24 protein-coding genes and 1 pseudogene are annotated in these 18936 nt (G+C 69.3%); 15 read left to right on the top strand and 10 right to left on the bottom strand.

Annotated elements, in window-relative coordinates:
- Window positions 1-54: 54 nt before the first annotated feature.
- The 3 genes and pseudogenes from ACFWRV_RS02060 (at window position 55) to ACFWRV_RS02050 (ending at window position 1805) form a co-directional block, all read left to right on the top strand.
- Window positions 55-849, top strand: a pseudogene (locus tag ACFWRV_RS02060) (IS5 family transposase).
- 59 nt (window positions 850-908) lie between these two features.
- On the top strand, window positions 909-1031 hold the full coding sequence (locus tag ACFWRV_RS02055) for a hypothetical protein (RefSeq protein WP_384326906.1): 123 nt from the start codon (window positions 909-911) through the stop codon (window positions 1029-1031).
- A gap of 246 nt (window positions 1032-1277) precedes the next feature.
- Entirely contained in the window at window positions 1278-1805 is a 528-nt protein-coding gene (locus ACFWRV_RS02050; RefSeq protein ID WP_384326904.1) for a hypothetical protein, read from the top strand.
- Between the two features lie 16 nt (window positions 1806-1821).
- Here ACFWRV_RS02050 and ACFWRV_RS02045 read toward each other — a convergent pair whose 3' ends face one another.
- The 6 genes from ACFWRV_RS02045 to ACFWRV_RS02020 all read right to left on the bottom strand — a co-directional run bounded on the left by ACFWRV_RS02045 (window position 1822) and on the right by ACFWRV_RS02020 (window position 5070).
- The gene (locus tag ACFWRV_RS02045; protein ID WP_384326903.1) at window positions 1822-2265 is read right to left on the bottom strand and encodes a hypothetical protein; all 444 of its coding nucleotides are present in this window, start codon (window positions 2263-2265) and stop codon (window positions 1822-1824) included.
- A 10-nt stretch (window positions 2266-2275) separates the two neighbouring features.
- Window positions 2276-2563 (bottom strand): hypothetical protein, encoded by a 288-nt coding sequence (locus ACFWRV_RS02040; RefSeq protein ID WP_384326901.1) that lies wholly within the window; start codon window positions 2561-2563, stop codon window positions 2276-2278.
- Entirely contained in the window at window positions 2560-4140 is a 1581-nt protein-coding gene (locus ACFWRV_RS02035; RefSeq protein ID WP_384326899.1) for a caspase family protein, read from the bottom strand. The genes ACFWRV_RS02040 and ACFWRV_RS02035 overlap by 4 nt, the downstream gene beginning before the upstream one ends.
- The gene (locus ACFWRV_RS02030; RefSeq protein WP_384326898.1) at window positions 4133-4510 is read right to left on the bottom strand and encodes a hypothetical protein; all 378 of its coding nucleotides are present in this window, start codon (window positions 4508-4510) and stop codon (window positions 4133-4135) included. The genes ACFWRV_RS02035 and ACFWRV_RS02030 overlap by 8 nt, the downstream gene beginning before the upstream one ends.
- A 63-nt stretch (window positions 4511-4573) precedes the next feature.
- Window positions 4574-4726, bottom strand: a complete 153-nt coding sequence (locus ACFWRV_RS02025) for a hypothetical protein (protein WP_384326896.1) — start codon at window positions 4724-4726, stop codon at window positions 4574-4576.
- A 188-nt stretch (window positions 4727-4914) separates the two neighbouring features.
- Window positions 4915-5070, bottom strand: coding sequence for a hypothetical protein (locus tag ACFWRV_RS02020; protein ID WP_384326894.1), 156 nt, complete (start codon window positions 5068-5070; stop codon window positions 4915-4917).
- A gap of 10 nt (window positions 5071-5080) precedes the next feature.
- Here ACFWRV_RS02020 and ACFWRV_RS02015 point away from each other — a divergent pair, with 10 nt between their 5' ends.
- On the top strand, window positions 5081-5521 hold the full coding sequence (locus tag ACFWRV_RS02015) for a GNAT family N-acetyltransferase (protein WP_384326892.1): 441 nt from the start codon (window positions 5081-5083) through the stop codon (window positions 5519-5521).
- 247 nt (window positions 5522-5768) lie between these two features.
- Here ACFWRV_RS02015 and ACFWRV_RS02010 read toward each other — a convergent pair whose 3' ends face one another.
- The 4 genes from ACFWRV_RS02010 to ACFWRV_RS01995 form a co-directional block, all read right to left on the bottom strand.
- Window positions 5769-6089, bottom strand: coding sequence for a hypothetical protein (locus ACFWRV_RS02010; RefSeq protein ID WP_384326890.1), 321 nt, complete (start codon window positions 6087-6089; stop codon window positions 5769-5771).
- A gap of 17 nt (window positions 6090-6106) precedes the next feature.
- Window positions 6107-6592 carry a hypothetical protein gene (locus ACFWRV_RS02005; protein WP_384326888.1) on the bottom strand — a complete coding sequence of 162 codons (486 nt, stop codon included), beginning with the start codon at window positions 6590-6592 and terminating at the stop codon, window positions 6107-6109.
- Complete coding sequence (locus tag ACFWRV_RS02000) at window positions 6589-7140, bottom strand: DUF4913 domain-containing protein (protein ID WP_384327255.1); 552 nt, start codon at window positions 7138-7140, stop codon at window positions 6589-6591. The genes ACFWRV_RS02005 and ACFWRV_RS02000 overlap by 4 nt, the downstream gene beginning before the upstream one ends.
- Window positions 7141-7381: 241 nt before the next feature.
- Window positions 7382-8137, bottom strand: a complete 756-nt coding sequence (locus ACFWRV_RS01995; RefSeq protein ID WP_384326886.1) for a DNA-methyltransferase — start codon at window positions 8135-8137, stop codon at window positions 7382-7384.
- Between the two features lie 513 nt (window positions 8138-8650).
- On the opposite strand from ACFWRV_RS01995, the gene ACFWRV_RS01990 reads away from it, so the two are divergent.
- The 11 genes from ACFWRV_RS01990 to ACFWRV_RS01940 all read left to right on the top strand — a co-directional run bounded on the left by ACFWRV_RS01990 (window position 8651) and on the right by ACFWRV_RS01940 (window position 18921).
- Window positions 8651-9772 carry a C40 family peptidase gene (locus ACFWRV_RS01990; RefSeq protein WP_384326884.1) on the top strand — a complete coding sequence of 374 codons (1122 nt, stop codon included), beginning with the start codon at window positions 8651-8653 and terminating at the stop codon, window positions 9770-9772.
- A gap of 136 nt (window positions 9773-9908) precedes the next feature.
- The gene (locus tag ACFWRV_RS01985; RefSeq protein ID WP_359684006.1) at window positions 9909-10223 is read left to right on the top strand and encodes a DUF6112 family protein; all 315 of its coding nucleotides are present in this window, start codon (window positions 9909-9911) and stop codon (window positions 10221-10223) included.
- Window positions 10223-10915, top strand: coding sequence for a hypothetical protein (locus ACFWRV_RS01980; RefSeq protein WP_384326882.1), 693 nt, complete (start codon window positions 10223-10225; stop codon window positions 10913-10915). Before ACFWRV_RS01985 ends, ACFWRV_RS01980 begins: the two co-directional genes overlap by 1 nt.
- 37 nt (window positions 10916-10952) lie before the next feature.
- Window positions 10953-12314 carry an ATP-binding protein gene (locus tag ACFWRV_RS01975; protein ID WP_384326880.1) on the top strand — a complete coding sequence of 454 codons (1362 nt, stop codon included), beginning with the start codon at window positions 10953-10955 and terminating at the stop codon, window positions 12312-12314.
- Between the two features lie 81 nt (window positions 12315-12395).
- Complete coding sequence (locus ACFWRV_RS01970) at window positions 12396-13892, top strand: SCO6880 family protein (RefSeq protein WP_384326879.1); 1497 nt, start codon at window positions 12396-12398, stop codon at window positions 13890-13892.
- A 26-nt stretch (window positions 13893-13918) separates the two neighbouring features.
- Complete coding sequence (locus tag ACFWRV_RS01965) at window positions 13919-14380, top strand: DUF6238 family protein (protein WP_384327252.1); 462 nt, start codon at window positions 13919-13921, stop codon at window positions 14378-14380.
- Window positions 14381-14408: 28 nt separating this feature from the next.
- Entirely contained in the window at window positions 14409-15923 is a 1515-nt protein-coding gene (locus ACFWRV_RS01960) for a VirB4 family type IV secretion system protein (RefSeq protein ID WP_384326877.1), read from the top strand.
- 14 nt (window positions 15924-15937) lie between these two features.
- On the top strand, window positions 15938-16510 hold the full coding sequence (locus tag ACFWRV_RS01955; protein ID WP_384326875.1) for a hypothetical protein: 573 nt from the start codon (window positions 15938-15940) through the stop codon (window positions 16508-16510).
- A gap of 283 nt (window positions 16511-16793) precedes the next feature.
- Window positions 16794-17846 (top strand): hypothetical protein, encoded by a 1053-nt coding sequence (locus ACFWRV_RS01950; protein WP_384326874.1) that lies wholly within the window; start codon window positions 16794-16796, stop codon window positions 17844-17846.
- A 182-nt stretch (window positions 17847-18028) separates the two neighbouring features.
- Entirely contained in the window at window positions 18029-18289 is a 261-nt protein-coding gene (locus ACFWRV_RS01945; RefSeq protein ID WP_384326872.1) for a hypothetical protein, read from the top strand.
- 56 nt (window positions 18290-18345) lie between these two features.
- Window positions 18346-18921 carry a hypothetical protein gene (locus ACFWRV_RS01940; protein WP_384326870.1) on the top strand — a complete coding sequence of 192 codons (576 nt, stop codon included), beginning with the start codon at window positions 18346-18348 and terminating at the stop codon, window positions 18919-18921.
- Window positions 18922-18936 lie beyond the last annotated feature (15 nt).

The raw sequence follows: 18936 nt of genomic DNA, 5'->3' as shown, positions 1-18936 counted from the left end.
GATTCAGAGGTCGTCTCAACTGGCTTGATCATTAAGCTGACTTCCGTGATGGAGATGGTGGAGCGTCTGGTCCCGGATGGGCTTTGGGAGGTGTTCCAGCGGGTGGTTCCGATTGCTCCTGTGCGGCCCCAGGGTGGGGCCGACGCCGGTATGGGGACCGGCAGGTGCTGGCGGCCATCGTGTTCGTGGCCACGACGGGCTGTACGTGGCGCCAACTGCCCACGGGCTTTGGTCCGTCCGGGCCGACCGCGCACCGGCGGTTCACCGAGTGGAGCCGGGCCCGGGTCTGGGGCAAGCTCCACCGCCTGGTCCTGGACGAACTCGGCGCCCGCGGCGAGCTGGACTGGTCGCGATGCGCCATCGACTCCGTGAACATGCGGGCGGCGAAAGGGGGGATCTGACGGGTCCGAATCCCGTAGATCGCGGCAAGAAGAGCTCGAAGATCCACTTGATCACCGAGCGGGCCGGTCTGCCCCTCTCCATCGGCATCTCCGCTGCGAACACCCGTGACAGCCAGGGCCTGGAACCCCTGGAGCGTGGCATCCCGCCGATCCGCTCCCGGCGCGGGCCACGTCGACGACGGCCCGCCAAACTTCACGCTGACAAGGGATACGACTACGACCACCTGCGGAAATGGCTGCGCTCCCGGCACATCGTGCCGCGCATCGCTCGCCGGGGCATCGAGTCCTCCCAGAAGCTGGGCCGCCATCGTTGGACCGTAGAGCGGACCGTGGCGTGGCTGGCCGGGTGCCGCCGCCTGCACCTCGCTACGAACGCAAGGCCGAGCACTTCCTGGCCTTCGCCGGTATCGCCGCTGCTCTGATCTGCTACCGCCGTCTTTCCAGTTAGACGGCCCACCGCCCATATCCCGTTGCAGTGATCCGTGCCGCAGGACAATCATGACCGTCATGGAACGACCGAGGCAGATCATCAAGTGTGGAGACTTCGCTCTGCGGCGCTGGCGGGGACAGAGCGACTTCGAGCCGATGTTCAGGTTGATTGAGGAGTCTCTGGACCACCTGCGCTCCTGAACGGTCAGATGGCCATCGGCACCGCGCTGCGCGCCCTCGCCGTGGCAGGGCACCTGCGTCACGTGCGCTGCAGGGTCGAAGGCTACAGCCAGTGCCGGTGGGTGACGCTCACTTACTGGTCCCGCACCGCCCACGACAACGAGTGGTGGACCGCCAAGCTCGCGGGCGAGGCCGCCGCCGCCCCGGAGCGGGCACCTGCCGCCGAGCAGGCGGTCGTGCCAGCAGCGCACTGCGGAACGACCCGCAGTGAGCGCACCCGCAGAGCCGCATGGCGAGCCGAGCGCAGGCATCCCCACGGCCGTCGCGGCCCCTCACCCCGCCTACCTCATCCTCGCCGAACTCGGCCGCAGGGGAACCCGCCTGGCTCTCTCCACCGCCGACTGCGCCACGCTGGAACCGCTCGCCGCCGCATGGTTCGCACGGGGCGTCAGCGCCGACTACCTGACCTCGGCGCTCACCGCCGGACTGCCCGAGCGCATCGGATCACCCATCGGCCTGGTACGCCGCCGCCTCACCGACAAGATGCCGCCCCAGCTGCCCACAGCACCCGCACAGGTCCAGGGACCGCGCGGCACTCCCGTGCGCGCTCTCCTGGTCGAGTGCACCGAATGCGGTCGCCCCGGCCCGGCCGAAGCGCTCCCGGACGGCCTCTGCCGCCCCTGCGCTGCCACGCACAAGTCGGCGGAATCGTCAGAGGCACCGGTCCCGGCCGAGATCGAACGGGATGTCCCCGCCCTCGTCGCCGGCCGCCGCAACCTGATGCGCACTCCCTGAACCGCCGACTACGGCCTCAACGCGGGTCCCGGCGCCGGCTGAGTTCCACGGCGGCGTCGAGGATGCGGTCAATGTCGGCCGCGACGGTGCTGTCCGTGTTGTTCAGATACCGCACGATCGCCGCGCCCGCCGCCGATACGCTTGTGGGCGGCACGGGGACCGTCAGGAAGAGCAGCGGCACTCCGTACACCTCACGGAGGACCTCCTCCACGACGAACTCGTTGACCGGTCGTCGCTCGGCACGGTGTGCGGCAGCGACCTCGTCGCTGAAGACCGCGAGCTCCTCGATGCCACACCGGTCGCCCAGCCTGGACGCGAGAAGCACGGCGACGAACGACACCAGGAAGCCGTTGAAGGCGATCCTGTCTGCGGGGGAGAGCGCCTCGTCGAGCGCCTTGGCCCTGCGGTCCTTGAGGACGAGGCACCTGATCTGATCGCGGAACCGGGGTTCGACACGCATTCCGGGCCTCCTACTCCACGTACGTGAAGCTCATCAGGACGGCGAGCACGGCATCCTCGAACGACTCGTAGCGGCCGACCTCGTCGGCCCGCCAGAGCCCCTGCGGGCGGACGACGGCGAAGGCCGACCACAGCCCCCGGTCGTGGCTCACCCGCCCCGCGTGGAAGGTCTCCCCGCCGTGGTCGAGTACGAGGTGCGCGGTCTCCTCGCCGACGGGCACGCTCAGCTGCGGCACGAGTGAGAAGCGGTGGCGTTCGAGGGTCTGCCGGAGTGCCGTGCTGACGTGCGGGATCGTCATGGCGTCCCTCCTGTGCCCGGGGGATCGACGGGGGCCTCTGCCGCCCGGCGGCGGCGCAGGCGGGCGGCGTGGGCGCGGAGCCTGCCCGGGCCGACGGACTCGTAGTAGCGGCGTGAGGCTTTCACGAGTTCCCTCCTGGGCGGAAGCGAGTCGGTGAAGTCGCGTATCACGTACGCCTGTTCCGCCTCCGGAAGGGTTCCCCACTCGCCGTGGGTTCCGCCGCAGGCATCCGCGAGCACATCGAGGCATTCGGCCAGAGCCAGGTGCGCTGACGCCGTGCCGCCCCAGTCCGCAAGCCACTGCCCACGCAGCAGCTCGGTGGCCTGACCGGCGTGGGTGAGCCCTGTATCGGTGGCGTTGTCCGGTTCCTCGACGATCCCGTCCTCCGGCTGTGGGGAAGGGCCGATCCCCAGACGGATGCGCTGTTGCAGCCCGGCCAGGCGTTCCTTCGCCGCACTGTTGCCCCGTCGGACGGCGAGCTCGTACCAGGACAGCGCCTGCCTCTGGTTGCCGTACTGCTCCTCGTAGAGCTGTCCGAGGTGGAGCGGGGCCGCGTGATCACCGGTTTCGTAGGCTTTCGTGTACCACTCGGTCGCCTCCTGGAGCGCCTCGCCGGTGACAGGCTCCGGTTCGATGCCCTGCATCCTCGCCTGGACCCGGCCCTCGGCGATCTGGCCCAGCCGGTTCATCGAGGGCGCGTGTCCGGCCGCGGCGGCTGCCTGATAGCGCAAGGTGATCAGAGGGAGCCGCTCGACACCCCCCTCGGTCTCCAGGCGGTACGCCGAGCGGTAGAGAGCTTCGGGATTACCTCCGGGCTCGGGCGGTGCCTCAGGCGCGTTGTTGCGGGCGAACACCCAGCCGGCGGCATTGTCCTCGATGCGGCGGCCGGGTTCCGGGCTGCCCTTCTCGACGAGCTTGTCGGCGACCACGGGGAAGATGTGATCGAAGGTGAGCCCGGCAGGCCCGCCGGGTACGCCCTCCCGCACGGTGTCCACGAGTGCTCGGGTGAAGTGCGTCTGCGCCTGGTGGACGTCCTCCTTCTCGTACCAGGAGCTCTCGAACGCGCTGCTGCTCATCAGCAGGTAGGTGCCGGACACCGGGGGCAGCCGGTCCGGGGAGAGACGGCCGTAGTCCTGGGCGGCGAGCCCCGCGTTGCAGCAGTCCAGCACCGCGATCTTGACGGCGGCACGGCTCTCGCGGAAAGCGTCCCGTACATCCTCGAACAACAACCCTGTGGCGCTCGTGTAGGCGGAAGCGATTCTGGTGTCCTGCACGGTGAGGCACAGCCGCTCGCGATGGTCGTAGATGCCGTGGCCGACGTAGTAGAAGAACGCGATGTCCGTGGCCGCGACGAACGCATCGATGAGTTCGACATGGGTGGTGCCGAGCGTGGGGCGGTTCTTGAACTCCTCGACGGAGCTTTCGGGCCACGAGCCGCACACCGGGTCCAGGAGCAGCTCCCGCATGCGGTGGTAGCTGCGTTCCACCGCCCGTGACCTCGCGAAGTCCGTGTAGTCCCAGGTGCCCATGAGGACCGCCCGCGAACGGGAGTAGTCCCGGCAGGTCAGGTCAGTCATCGCTGAGCAGGTGGGATGCGATCTCGAGGACTGTTTGCGGGTCGTCGGAGTTCTCGACGGTCACCGTCACCGAACGCTTGCCGCGTGTCAGCGTCACCGTCACGGACGACCTCCGGGACTGGATGAACGCCGGAAGAGTCCGGATCGCGACCGTGAGCACCGCCGCCGAGGGCACGAGCACCTGGAGCACCTCGACGACCCCGAGCTGCCCCTCGCCCGGGCCGGAGCGCATGCGGGAGACCTCCAGCCCCGGGAGGGGGCTGAGGCGGCGGTACAACGGTCCGACTTCAGCCGGCTCGGAGACCGACAGGACCACCTCGAAGGGTGCCTCGGCGTCTCCCGCCATCTGTGAGGAGATCGCTTCAGTCATCGGGGCCTCCCAGCCGATGGTCCGTCCAGTCCGTTCGTCCGTAGCCACGTCGTGCGCATGTCCCTAGTACGGGTTGGCGGGGTCATCGGGGTCGAGGAGATCAACGCCCTGCTTCTCCAGCTCCTGCATGGCCGTCCCGATCTCCCGCAGGCACGGGTCGCACAGCGTCATGCCCTTGTCGAGCCCTTTCGACTCGCACCTCTTGCAGTTGCTCATCGTGTACTCCCTCACCGGCAACAGAGTGTTACCTCACGGGTGTTGAGCGCATCGTGGTAAGCGAAAAATACCAAACGGTCCGCACTCGCGGCAGGGCGTTCGCCTAGCTGCTCTCGGTCAGCGCGCGGGCGAGCAATGGGCGACGGCGGAGGGGCGCAGGGACGCCCGTCCCGGACCGCCCGCCCGGATCAGGCGCCGGACAGTGTGTCCGCCAGCGACTGGAACCAGGAGCCGTGGGAGAACGGCTCGGGCGGGCCCACCTCCATGCCGAGTTCGGCGGAGGCCAGGGCGTAGTCCCCCTCGTCCAGGGGAAGGGCGAGCAGCTCATGCAGTTCGCCGACCACCGTGGATGCCGTGGTCGCCAGTCACAGCGAGGAGAAGACCCGCGACTTCCTCGCGAAGTCCGACGCGAAATGGGACAGCGGTGACGCGTTCAACTACGCCGTCACCCGGAACAGCGCGCTCATCGGCATGTGTTCCACTTACCGCGGGACCGTACCCCAGGGCTTGTACATGGGGCTCTGGTTGCACCCTGCCGCCACCGGCCAGGGCATCGCCACGAGATCGACGGCAGCCATGGTGGCCGAAGCATTCACCCTGCCGAGCGTGGCATACCTGGAAATCGCGCACGACCTGGCCAACGTCTCCAGCGGCGCCATACCGCGCCGGCTGGGCTTCACCGAAGTCCGCCGTGAGCAGGTGACGCCGCCCGCTGCCCCCTCCGACTCCGGCATCGACGTGGTCTGGCGGCTGAACCGCCCCACGCCGCCCATGAGCGACATTCCCACCCGCTGAACTGAACTTCCCGAACCCAACTCCTGCCGCTTCCTACCAAACGAGATCACCTTTTCAGTAAGCCCGCCGTTGCGTGGGGCGCACGGTACGAGATCCGGTTAGTCGACCGGCATGCGCTCCAGCAGTGGGCCGACGAGCGGCGCCCGCTGTGGGAGGTGCTCGGCCATGTCCGGCGGCCCCGGCGTCTGCCCGGTCGCGCACGATGAACCGCAATCTGACCACTGGAGGTGCAGGTCAGCGAGTTGTGTCAACAACCCGCGGCGGCGCGGGCACCCGTCGCCTGCTCCAGCTGGTCCATGGTGCGGGCGATGCGCGTGAACAGGGCGGCGTCGACCTCGAACTCGCCGCTCGACAGTCGGTTGAGGAGCTTGAGGTAGAACACGACGCCGGTCTGGGCCTTGGCCAGCTCACGGTGCACATCGACCAGGTGGGCGTGGGACTCGTCGAGGACACCGCGGTCGCGGTAGCTCCACAGGGTGTCGATGTCGTGGCCGGTGGCGGCTTCGATGCGATGGTCGAGTGGGGAGACCGCACGCCGGGCTGGTGTCGGCGCGGGTTCAGGAGGCATGGGCGGGCTCCGTGGGATCAGCGGGTGTGATGGTGCGCGGGGCGGGGCGCGGGAGGGGGCAGGCCCGGCAGTGCGGTGGGCGGCGGGCCGGGCCGGGGCGCGGGGCCGCGCGTGGTCAGCTGCGGCGGGCGGGAGCGGGCCGCGTGCGTACGGGCGCTCAGCGGCCTGCGTGCCATCCCGAGACGGCGGCCGACCTCGTCGTAGACGTCGTTGCCCGCACGCGGCCGAATCGCGACCACGTGGATCTCCTTCTGATGTGCCGACTGCGCCGGTGCCGGGCGGACGCCGTAGATGACACGCCACTCCTTGCGGGAGTCCACGAACAGCTTCCGGAACCCCTCCAGGTCACCGTCCAGGCGCAGCCCGAAGCGCTTCGCCTGGACGACTTCCTGCAGGCTGGCGAGGGTGAGGTCGCGGATATCGCTGGGAGCCTGGAGGAGGTCTGTCAGGGCTCGGGGATCGAAGCTCAGGCCAAAGGCGGGCTGCCCCTGTCCCGCGCTCATGACGTCGGCTCCTCCGGCCCGGCAGGTCCGGCAGCTTCTGCCGTGGCCACCGTCTCCGTACGCACGGACGGCGGCGGGCCGGGCAGGAGACGGTGCGCGGGACGGTCCGGAGAGGTCATGCAGGCCGACAGCGGGCCGCCCGGTGCACGGATCGCCGCGACGGCGTGGGTGAGGAAGTCCCGGTGCCATACGAACAGTGCGGACAGCCCGGCGTCAGGCTCACGGTGCTGCTGGTAGGCGAGCCACAGCGCGTGGAGCCAGGCCACGACATCGTCGTGCTCCTGCCACTGCAGGCACCAGGGTGCTGCGGTGGTGACCTCCGCCCCGTAGACCGGGAGGAAGAAGTCGTCGACCCAATCGGAGAGCGCATCGACCTCGTCTTCCCGTTCCTCCCCCGCCAGTTCCAGGATCGGACGGGGCTCCGGCGGGGCAGCCGCCGGCGGTCCACCGAGCCCCGGCATCCCGAACGCGGCGAACGGCGATCCGCTGGGTTCCGGGGCGGAGGCGAGGTGGTCGAGCTGCTGGGCCTGCTGCGCCGACTGCTCCATGAGCCGTCGCACGCTTGCTTCGATTCCCTCCAGCTGCTGATCGGGAATGCGGACCGGCTCCAACTCCCCATTGTCCGTTGGGTTTGTAGATTCGGGCATGAAAGGTTTCGGCCTCCTACGAGACGGGGGAAGAAGGGCGGACGGAGGGGCGTCGCGCGGGCCGGTCGGCTATTTAACGGATCTGCCGCACCGGAATGCCGCCTGGGAAGCCGGTCGCCCTCATGGGCAGCACTGTCGCGACTCAGGCGGTGAGGACCACGTCATCCTGCGTGAGGGTCTCGCGGATCGTTTCGGTGAGTCGGTCGGCCGCGATCGAGGCGTAGTGCTGGGTCTTCTCCACGCCGATGAAATCCCGGCCCTCCAGCAGGGCGGCGACGCCCGTGGATCCGGAGCCGGCACAGAAGTCGAGGACCGTGCCGCCCGGCGGGGAGATCTTGACCAGCTCGCGCATCACGGAGACGGGCTTCTGCGTGATGTGCTGGCGCTTGGACCCCGACGGCTGCGACGCGGAGTACATACCGGGCAAGTAGACCGGGTTCCGGGAGCCGTCGATCGGGCCCTTGCTGGCCCACACGATGAACTCACAGTTTTGGGTGAACCTTCCGCGCTGGGGCCTGGCCTGCGGCTTGTGCCAGGCCAGGACTCCACGCCACAGCCATCCGGCCGCCTGGATCGCGTCCGTCGTGGTCGGGAGCTGGCGCCAGTCGGTGAACAGCAACGCCGCCCCGCCGGTCTTCGTGAGGCGGTGGGATTCGGTCATGATCTGCGTCAGCCAGAACGAGTAAGACCTCTGGTCCATGTTCTCGCCGGTGAAGTCGGCCAGGTCGTTCTTGGCGTCAGCGGAGGTGTACTTCTGCTTCGCGGAGCGGGTAGTGCGCTCCTTCGCGGTCCGGCCGCCCGAGTTGTACGGGGGGTCGGTGATGACGGAGTCGACGCATCCGTCCGGGAGGCCGGCGAGAACGCTGAGAGCGTCGCCCTGGTGCAGAGAAAAAGGCAAAGAGGAACCCCAAGTCGGGTGAGGGAATACGGCGGGACTCGCCTCCTCTCTCAGAAGTCCTCGCGGGCCGGAATCGGGCATGCAGAGGCCCAGGGCCACAGACCGAGGAAGGAGAGGGGGAGTCCAAAAACTGTAGAGGCGAATCCATCGACGGCCAAGAAATGCCCGCTGAGGTGCCGGCTTCCGGCACCTCACGCCAACCTTTTTGGTCAACCGCCGATCCGGGCCTACTGTTTTTGAACCGCCCGGCGCACACCGCCGCTGGCCACTCCCCCGCCCCCTCTCACGGAGGCACCCCCTGCCCCGGCACACCTAGCTCACGGCCCGGCCACGCGATACGAGCAGCAACTCGCCCGCACCGGCCGGCCACTGATCGCACACCCCGGCCGCCGCGCCCTTCCGAACGCCCCGTGCACGCGGCATGCCGGACACCGCACCCCGCAAGGACACGTTCATGACCTCTCGCTACCCACCCCTGCCCGAAAACGCTGACCGGCGAGCGGACCGCTCGGGTTGAAGTGGCTCGCCGCCGGCATCAGCGTCGTCTTTCTCGCCCCGATCCCGATCGCTGGCACCAGCATGATGCTGGCCTCCGCCGCCGACGCCGTACAGAGCAACGGCCTCGTCAGCACCTGCCTGCCCGGCATCGACGCCGACAAGGTCACCGAGCAGGTCGGCAAGATCCTCGACGGAGCGTCCGGCAAGGGCGTCCACATCGAGGGCCTGGACCTGCCCGCCGAGCAGATCCCCCACGCCCAGACGATCGTGGCCACCGGCCTCTCACTCGACGTCCCCACCAAGGGACAGATCATCGCGCTCGCCACGGCGATGCAGGAGAGCCGGCTCCGCAACCTCAACTACGGCGACCGCGACTCCCTCGGCCTCTTCCAGCAGCGCCCCTCCCAGGGCTGGGGCAGCGCACAGCAGATCCGCGACCCCGTCTACGCGTCCGAAAGGTTCTACGAGGGTCTGCTCAAGGTGAGCGGCTGGCAGCAGTTGACCGTCACCCAGGCCGCCCAAGCCGTACAGAAGTCCGGCTTCCCGGACGCGTACGCACAGTGGGAGAACCTGGCCACCGCGCTCCAGACCGCCAACGCCAAGACCTTCCCCAACAGCGGTGACACGGACGGCAAGGACGCCGACCAGGGCGAGGAACCGTCGTCCGGCTGTACGCCGGGCCAGGACGGTTCCGAGTTCGGCCGCATCCCCGCTGGCAGCGTCCCGAAGGGCTACTCGATCCCCAAGGACGCCGATCCGAAAGCTCGCCGGGCCATCTCCTGGGCGATGCAGCAGCTCGGCACGCTCTACCAGTGGGGCGGGACCTGCACCAACGCACACGGCCCCGACCCCATGGGCCGCTGCGACTGCTCCAGTCTGATGCAGCAGGCATACGCGCAGGTCGACATCACGCTCACCCGCACCACATACACGCAGGTCAACGAGGGCAAGACAGTCTCACCTGCCCGACTGCAGCCCGGTGACCTGGTTTTCTCCCGCGGCAGCGCCGCCCGGCCCGAGCACGTCGGCATGTACATGGGCGAGGGCCTCGTCATCGAGGCGCCCCGCACCACCAAGCCCGTCCGGATCACCCCGATCAAGGACTGGGACATCCTCGCCGCCCGCCGCGTCCTCTGACGCCGCCCCGCCCGGACACCACTCCAGGGCGTGCCACCGCGGCCACTTCCGCGCCCTGCGCGCACTTCCCCCTCCGCATTCCCCTTCCCGCCGGCCCTCCCCTGGCCCGGGTACGCAAGGAGCCCCCGCCACACCCATGCCCTTCCCTCTCGCAGACCGCGTCATCCAACTCGCCTACGACCCAGGAATCTCGCCCAAGGGCGGCGGACTGCCCGGCCTCGCCGTGCTGAAGAACGTCGTCAACAGCATCAACCTTTTCGGAATCGTCGCCGTCGTCGGCGCACTCGCCGTCTCGCTCGGCGTGTGGGCCTGGGGTCATCACAGCGGTGGTCACCAGGCTGAGGCCAACGGCAAGAAGGGCGCCGTCGTGGCCGCCGGCGCCGCTCTCGGCCTCGGGGCCGCGAACGGTGTGGTGGCCTTCTTCTCCAACCTGGGGTCGCAGGTCCAGTAATGCGAAAGCGATTCCCCTCCCTCTCGCCGTCCTCGTACGGCGCGGGCTGGCCGTCCAGCAAGCGCATCGCAATCGGCGCTTCGGCCGTCGCCGTCCTCCTCGCCATCGCCGTGGTCGTCGCCCTGCTGACGGGCGGCGGCAACGGCCACCGGGCTCCGGAAACCGCCGCGCCGGCCTCAACCGGTAGCCCGTCTCCCTCCGAGGCCGCCCCGAAGCCTTCCTCCGGATCCGGGGCGGTGCCCCACCCGCCGCAGATCGCCGAACCGGTCGCGTACGCCACGGCCGCAGCCAAGATGCTGTGGTCCTACGACACCCGCGCCACCAGCCGCGACCAGCAGCTCGCCGGCCTGCGCGCCTGGATGACCACCGAGAGCACGTACGCCGACTGGGCCTCAGTCTCCGGGCAGGTTCCTGATCCGGTGCTGTGGTCGCGGATGGCCGACCAGGACCAGCACGCCACCGCCCACGTCACCGAGGGCCACTACCCGTCCGCCTTCAAACAGGCGCTGGCCGACGACCCGTCCGCGATCACGAAGGCGTACATCTACGTCGTCACCGTCAACGGCAATCAGCAGATCGCCTGGAAGAGCGGTGGGGGCGGTGCCGAGGAACGGGCCGTGACCCTCGCCGTCCAGTGCCGCCCGAACCACGACTGCACTCTGGCCGCCATCGCACCGAGCGTCACGCAGTGACCCGGACCTGAGAGAAGAAGGGAGGGGGCAACTCCTCGTGGCTTTCTGTGATTTCCCCCTGGCAGACAAGCTGTGCTCCGTCGGCGACGCGGTCGACTTCGCCTCGGACCCGGGTAAGGCCATTGGCGACTGGATGGCGAAATCGGCCGGCGAGCTCGCCGCCGCCGCAGCCGACCTGGCCGCCGAGGCAGTCGACAGCACCACGAAGGTGGATCTCAATGCCGCCTGGTTCGTCGACAACTACGAGATGCTCCTGCCGCTGGGTCTGGTCCTGCTGGTCGCCACGTTCTGCGCGCAACTGGTGAGGGCAGCCGTCCGGCGCGACGGCCAAGCCCTGACACAAGCATTCACCGGCACCGCGTCCGGTGTCCTGTTCGCCTTCTGCGCCATCGCCTTCACCACGGTCGCGGTTGAAGTCGTCGACGCCATCAGCGCCGGCCTGTTCAAGACCGCGAACCTGAGCATCGAGAGCGCGGTGCGACGTGTCGTGAGGGTGAACCAGATCGCGGCCCTGACCAGCCTGGGCTGGCTGATCCCGGTCGTCGTCGGCCTCGGCGCCGCCACCGGAGCCTTCATGTACTGGTGCGTGATGATGGTCCGCAAGGTCGGCATCCTCGTCATGGTCACCTTGGCGATCTTCGCATCGGCCGGAGGCGGCTGGGAGGTCGCCCGTCGCTGGCGCAAGGGCTGGATCGAAGCCACCGCAACCCTCGTCGTGTCGAAACTTCTGATGACGGTGATCTTCGTTCTCGGTATCGCCGCCATGGGCAAGACCGAGGCAGACGACGGCATCGCCGCCCTAGCCGACGTCATGTCCGGCATCGTGATCATGGTCCTGGTGCTGCTGTGCCCCTACGCCGTCTTCAAGTTCGTCCACTGGGCCGCCGACGGGACCGACGGCGAGTCCATCCACCGTGCCGGAGGCGCTGGTGCGCAGATCGCAAAGGCGCACGCAGAGAAGGCCGGACGCAAGGCCGCCTCGGCGGCGGCCACCGCCGGAACCGGTGGTGCCGCGGCCGGTGCCAGTGCCGCCCCGCAGGGCCCCGACGCCGGCGGGGGTGGATTCCCCGGCGACGTCGCCGCCAACCCGAGCGGTGGAGGCGGAGGCGAGAAGGAAGGTTCACAATCCGGCGGAACGGGCCTCTCGCCCGGTGGCGATGCCCTGGAGAAGGCGGTCCAGCCCGCGCCGACCAGCGTGTCCGACGACACCAGTGGCCAGGTGGGCGGCAGCCAAGGGCCCGGCGGATCCGGCGCGAACGCCGCATCCGACCAGGGCGGCGGATGGCAGTCCACCCCGCCGAGCACGACCCCGCCGCCCCAGGGCGCACCGTCGTCCTCCGGCTCACAGAACGCCACGTCCAGCGGGCCGGCCACGCCGCCGCCCCCGACCGGCCTCTGATCCTCTGCCCGACTCCCGGGGGCGGGACGTGCACGCCGCACCCTGCCCCCGGGTTCCACCCGCGCCTCCAGGACCCGCCCCTTGACTGATCTCTCCGTCGCGCCGATCACGGTGAAGTTTCCGCACCGGTCCCGCCGCGGCATCCTCCTCGGCCTCTCTCTCCCTCAACTCGTCCTCGTGTCGTGCTCGCTGGCCTTGCTGCTGATGACGGTCATCTCCACCGGGCTGCTCGGCGCCATCGCCCTGGCCCCACTGTGGGCGGCATCCGGGGCACTCGTCGTGATCCGCCGCCACGGCCGGTCCCTCATCGACTGGGCCCCGATCATCATCCGCTACGCGCACCGCCGCCGTACCGGCCAGACGCTCTGGCTCGCCCGGCCCCTCACCCGGCCGCGGCAGGACGGTGTCCTCCATCTCCCGGGCACCACCGCCTCGCTGAAGGTGGTCACCCCCGGCGATTCCGCCAACGGCGCCTCGGCCGTGCACGACCCGCACCAGCAGACGCTGACCGCCATCGCCCGTGTCACCAGCCGGGCATTCGCACTCCTCGACCCCGCGACCCAGAATCACAACGTGTCCAGCTGGGGGCGTGCGCTGGCGGGGATCGCCCGCACCGGGCACATCGCCACCGTGCAAGTGCTGGAGCGCACCGTGCCGGACAGCGGCGACACCCTGGCCCGTCACTGGGCCCAGCACGGACAGCCCCAGGCCCCTGTCGCCGGGCAGATCTACTCCGAGCTGGTCGCCTCGGCCGGTCCCGCCGCAGCCCCCCACGAGGTCTACCTCGCCATCTCCCTCGACCTCAAGGCAGCCCGGCGCCTGATCTCCCAGGCCGGCGGAGGGCTGCCAGCAGCCTTCACCGTCATGGAACAGACCACGTCCAGCATCGCCCAGGCCGCCCGCAACGCCGGTCTCCAGGTGACCGGGTGGCTCACCTCGCGGGAGATCGCCGCCGTCATCCGCACCGCCTACGACCCGAAGGCACTCGCCGCCCTCCAGCAGTGGTCCGAAACCGGACGTGCCGAAGCGGACCCCGCAGCAGCCGGTCCTGTCGTCCAGTTCGAGGAGTACGACCGCCTCACCACTGACAGCGCACAGCACACGACGTACTGGGTGGAGAACTGGCCACGGACCGAGATGGGAGCCGGATTCCTCCACGGAATCATGTTCACCCCCGGCGTGCGCCGCAGCCTCTCCCTCATATACGTGCCACAAGGGCTGGAGTCCGCGCTGCGCGACGTCCAGCGGAAGAAATCGGCGATCATCGCCGACGCCAACGAACGCGCCCGCCGCGGACAGGTCGACTCCGAAGAGGACTCGGTCGAGTACGCCGACGTAAAGACTCGCGAACGCCAGCTCATCGCCGGACACGCGGACGTGGCCCTGACCGGCCTGGTCACCGTCACGGCCGAAACCGACGCCCTCCTCGACGCCGCCTGCGCCCAGATCGAGACCGCCGCCATCACAGCCGGAGTCGACCTGCGAAGGCTCAACTACCAGCAACCCAGCGCCTTCACCCTCGCCGCCCTGCCTCTTGCCCGCACCGAGGCACAGAAGAAGTACGGTCTCGCCGCCTGAACCGGCCCACCCGAAAGGCCCCCTTGATCCACACGCCTTCCGCGCACGACGATGCGCACCCCTACCTCCGCGCGGCGACCGCCGGAGTACGTCACCACACGCGAGCACTGACACCGTCGGAGACGAAGCCGCGCAAACCGGCGGACCGCCCGAACCTCGACGTGCTGCACGCCCACCTCGCAGCTCTGCTCCACCTCCTGGACCGGCTCGCTGACAACACCCGGCCACCTCACCCCGCCGCCGGGCGTCACCTCGCCACCGCACACACCCGCCTCTGGCAGGCCACCAGCGAAGTCCACGCTGCCTTCCACCTGCTGCCCAGCACCACCGTGGCAGAAGCGGAGGCGAGCGTCTGCCACCCGGAGCAGCTTCCGGAGGGGCCACCCGTACTGACGATCTGCCAGCGCCACCTCGCCGCCGGGCACGTCGTCCGCCGCAAGACCACCCCCACCAACCTCCGTCCACACACCACGGCCTGCGTGCGATGAGCACCGTCCGCAGAAGCGAGGGCCTCCGATGAGCCACCGGCCCGGCCGCCGTGCCCGCCGAGGATCCGCCAGCCCGCTGTTCACCCCCCACGGTGCCGACCGCGCCAGCCGCAAGGTGGCCCGCCAGCAGCTTGCCGAAGCCACCGCCAAAGCACGTGCGGAAGCCGGCGCCCACCAGAGCGACACCACGTCCACCGAGCACGAGATGCCTCCAGCTCTCTATCCACCCGGCGGACGCCCCGGTCCTGCCTCCGCCCGAAACAACCGGCTGAAGCTGCCCGCCCACCGCATGACCACCGCGGTCGCGGCAGGTGCCTATCCCTTCCTCGCCGAGGGCGGCCTCGGCGCCGAGGGCATCTACATCGGCCGCGACATGCACGCCGAGGCCAGCTTCGTCTTCGACCCGTTCGAGCTGTACGGCCGCGTCGAGGGCTTCACCAACCCGAACGTGTTGCTGGCCGGGGTCATCGGCCAGGGCAAGAGCGCACTCGCCAAGTCGATCGCGCTGCGTTCGGTGGCCTTCGGGGTCCGCATCTATGTGCCCTGCGATCCCAAGGGCGAATGGACCCCTGTTGCGGAATCGCTCGGAGGCCGGTCCGTCGCACTCGGTCCGGGGTTGCCGGGTCGCCTGAACCCCCTGGACGCGGCCCCACGTCCACAGAGCGTCTCCGAGGCCGACTGGGTCGGGGAGATCCGCAAGCGCAGGCTCCTCCTCCTCGGCTCCCTGGCCCGGACCGTCCTGGGCCGGGACCTGATGCCCATGGAGCACACCGCTCTGGACGTCGCGCTGGACGCCGTCGTCACCCGCGCCGCCGACACACACCGCACCCCGCTCCTCGGAGACGTCGCCGCCACCCTCAACGACCCAGCCGCGCTCCACGAGGCGGCCGGCATGATGTCGGGCCAACTCGGCGACGCCGCCCGCGACCTCGCCCACGCCATGCGACGCCTCGTCCATGGCGATCTCGCCGGAATGTTCGACAGTCCCTCCACCGTCGCCTTCGACCCGACCGCGCCGATGCTCACCATCGATCTCTCCCGGCTCGGCGGCTCCGGCGACGACACCGCACTCGTCCTCGCGATGACCTGTGCCTCAGCCTGGATGGAGTCCGCCCTCTCCGACCCGACCGGCGGACGGCGATGGATCGTCTACGACGAGGCGTGGAGGCTGATGCGACACGTCGGTCTGCTGCAGCGCATGCAGGCCCAATGGAAGCTGAGCCGCGGCCTCGGCATCGCCAACCTCATGGTGATCCATCGGCTCAGCGACCTGCTCACCGCCGGCGACGCCGGATCACAGGGCCGGGCCCTGGCCGAGGGCCTTCTTGCGGACTGCTCCACCCGGATCATCTACCGCCAGGAGACCGACCAGCTCCACGCCGCAGCCTCCCTGCTCGGCCTCACCTCGGTTGAGATGAACGCCATCGCACACCTCAACCGCGGCAGGGGCCTGTGGAAAGTCGCAGGTCGGAGCTTCATCGTGCAGCACCTCCTGCACAGCTACGAGCTGACGCTCTTCGACACCGACGCCCGTATGCACTGAGGAGAAAGAGGCCCGTGAAGCCCGACTTCGAACGCGAACTGATACCGCCCGACGACGCGCTCCACCTTATCGGCGCGCTCAACGTGATGAAGGACAAAGCACACAACGCCGCCCACCAGTGGAAGCTACTGGACGAGGACGGCCACGTACCGGCCGCACCGTCGTACACCGTGCTCCTCCAGCACGCCAACGACGCACAAGACCTCTCCTGCGACGTCCTCCGGCTCACCACCGAATTCGCCCGGAGCCCCCACCACACCACCCGCGACGGCAGCACCGTCCTCAAGAAGCTCGCCTGGGCGACGACCGAGTCGAGCCACGCTCCCCCGTACTTCGCAGAGACCGCGAAGTACGCCCTGTCACTGCTCCGGTCCACCAACCCGGACGACCGGCAGTATCTCTCGAACAACATGGTGCACGACCACGCCACAGGCCGTGCCTACCTGCGACGTACTTCGGAAGTTCTTCGGGACGCAGCCGAGGAACTCGGCGCCCACCTCGGCTTCCAACGCTTCCTCGCACAACTCACCCGGCAGGAAAGTCCGCCGACGCCTCCGCCCCCCAGGCCAGGCGGTCGACCCCACTAGCCGCGCCGAGCCCGAAACCCGATCCACCCACATCCCCCAAGGAATCCTCTGAAACGCCCACCTCACTTCAGCGACGCCGACTGGGCCGAGTACCAGCAGTGTCAGGCTGAGCATGACGACCTCATGGAGCAAGTCGCGGACCGCGAAGCCCAGCTGGAACGCGAACTGATTCCGACCTACGACGAGTACGAACTCGACTTCAGTCCCGTTCCGACGCCGGACGCCGACCCCGCCAGCCGGATTCCTCCGCCGAGCCGATCTCCGGCCTCCCGCAGGAGAAGTCGTGGCCGCTGACGAGGAGAACACACCACCCGCTCACCAGGCGGTTTCGCTCGCGCCGCTTCCAGACCACCGCAACGTGAACACTTCGTGGTGGCAGGAGCTCTGGCGCCGGCACGCCCACATCACCACGCCATTGCGGGCACGCGGATTGACGTGCGACATCGAGTTCGGCCTCAGCGCCTACATCGTGCGCGTTCCGCTCCCCGATGCCAGCTACCTGATCATCGGCCCGCATCAGGAGCCCGCATCCGACCGTCCACCGGGAGACCCGGAGGGATGGATCGCGACCCGGGAACATTCCCTCGACCAGTCGGTGTTCGAGATCGTCTACGACTCTTCTCGCTCCGACGATCCCAGCGCCCCCCAGCGGCCCGAGGCCCGTCGCGGCGACAGTGCCGAGCCGCTGATCGCGGCGATCGAACATCGGCTCGCCCAGCTCGGGCTGCTTCCCAGCCCGGAGCTTCACACCTTCGAGATCACCCAGGACGCCACGGTCAGCTTCACCCTGCAGGCCCGGGACCTCGCCGACGCCACCGAACCCATCGCGGACCTCGAATCCACGGAAGCCGCAACCGACACCGCCCTCGACGGTGGCACTCGTCTGACCCACATCACGTACGGCAGCGTGCACGACACCGACACCACAGCCGGAAGGAACACCAGCACCACCACCGTGTCCACGGCATGCAGTGACGCCCTTCTGGAACTCACCGACCAGATCAACGGAAGCACGTCCCACGTACAGGCCGCCGTTCTGCTGCGCCAGATCTTGGACCCGGATGACGGGGTGCTGGCACGACTGGCCGATTCCCTCGAAGCTGCGGCGGACAAGGCGAAGGAAGCGGAACAGGACGACGGGTTCGACCTGTCCCACGACCTCGCCGGCGCCGCCGCCGAGGTACGCAGCCTCGGAGAGGACCTGCAGACCGCCGAGGCGCGGATACGGACGCTGACCTCGCTCGCGCCGGGTCCTCGTCCCCCGCTCTCCCCGAGCCGTACGCCGTCCCTTCCTCCTCGCGCCCTCCCGACGGCACCGCCACGGCACACACGCTGACCCGGAACGAAGACGTGAACGAACAGCCAAAGCAACCCATACCTCCAACTGCCCATGGACACCAGCTCGTTGTCAAAGCCCTCCAGAAGCAACCGAATGCGCTTCGGACCCTCCACTCGCCCGGCAGCGCAGAGAACGAACTCGCAGAACTCGTGGTGCGTGCCGCACGGCATCTCGACAGCGTGCAGAGCGAGCTAGTCGACCGCTGCACCTGGGCCGCCGCCGACCTGACCCGTGTCGCAGCCGGGGCCGCCGCGGCGAACCCCCTGGGCATCCTGCAGACCTCGGGTACCCAGATCGACATCCTGGCTGCACGCCGCGCCGACGCCATCACCCACCTCAAGTCGGCGTTGGCCGCGTACCAGCGCGCCACCACTACTCAATCCCAGCCCGCCCTTCCCGTCCCGCCCTTCCCGTCCCGAACATCACGACAGACGCACTGAGGCTCCCCCGGGGCCATCGCCCTCACGAACCATTCCGCAGACCGGAAGCCCCTCCTTTGCCGCACACCACTCTCGAAGCCCTCGCCTCCGGTATGGCCGCGCGCCTGCCCGGCGGCTGGACCAGCACCTACCAGCACTACGCCCTCTACGAGGACCAGTTCCCCACCACCAACCGTCTCTGGGACTCCGGACACGTCGAGTACATCGCCAGCACGTACGTCCTCGGACACGGCGCCGTCCTCCGCGGTCCCGAAGATCAGACGCTGTACGTCACCGACCGGCCCCGGTATCCCCACGAGGTTGTCGTCGCCCCACTCGAACCGGACTGGGCGGGGATCGGGCCCCACCACTTCGACGGCGTCGAGGAACCGTCCGGCATCGCCGTGCCCACCGACCCCGTACGCGCAGCCGCAACCGTCGCCCGTCGCCTCCTCCCCCGCTACGAGCAGGCCCTGCTGCAGGTCCTCCAGCAGGTGGAGGACCTGCCAAAACCGCCCGCCAACCCCAGCCGGGCCCGCACCGACCCGGTCACCACCGGCCCCGGCAAGCTGGAGGCCGGGCTGCCCACGACGGCGCTCGCCCGGCAGACAGCTTCCTCCCCCGCCGGCCGGACCCCGACCCGCAGGTCCTGAAAGCCTCCGCGGGCA

The organism is Streptomyces sp. NPDC058576 (assembly GCF_042718715.1).
GTDB lineage: Bacteria > Actinomycetota > Actinomycetes > Streptomycetales > Streptomycetaceae > Streptomyces.
This window is presented reverse-complemented; position numbering and strand designations above follow the sequence as displayed.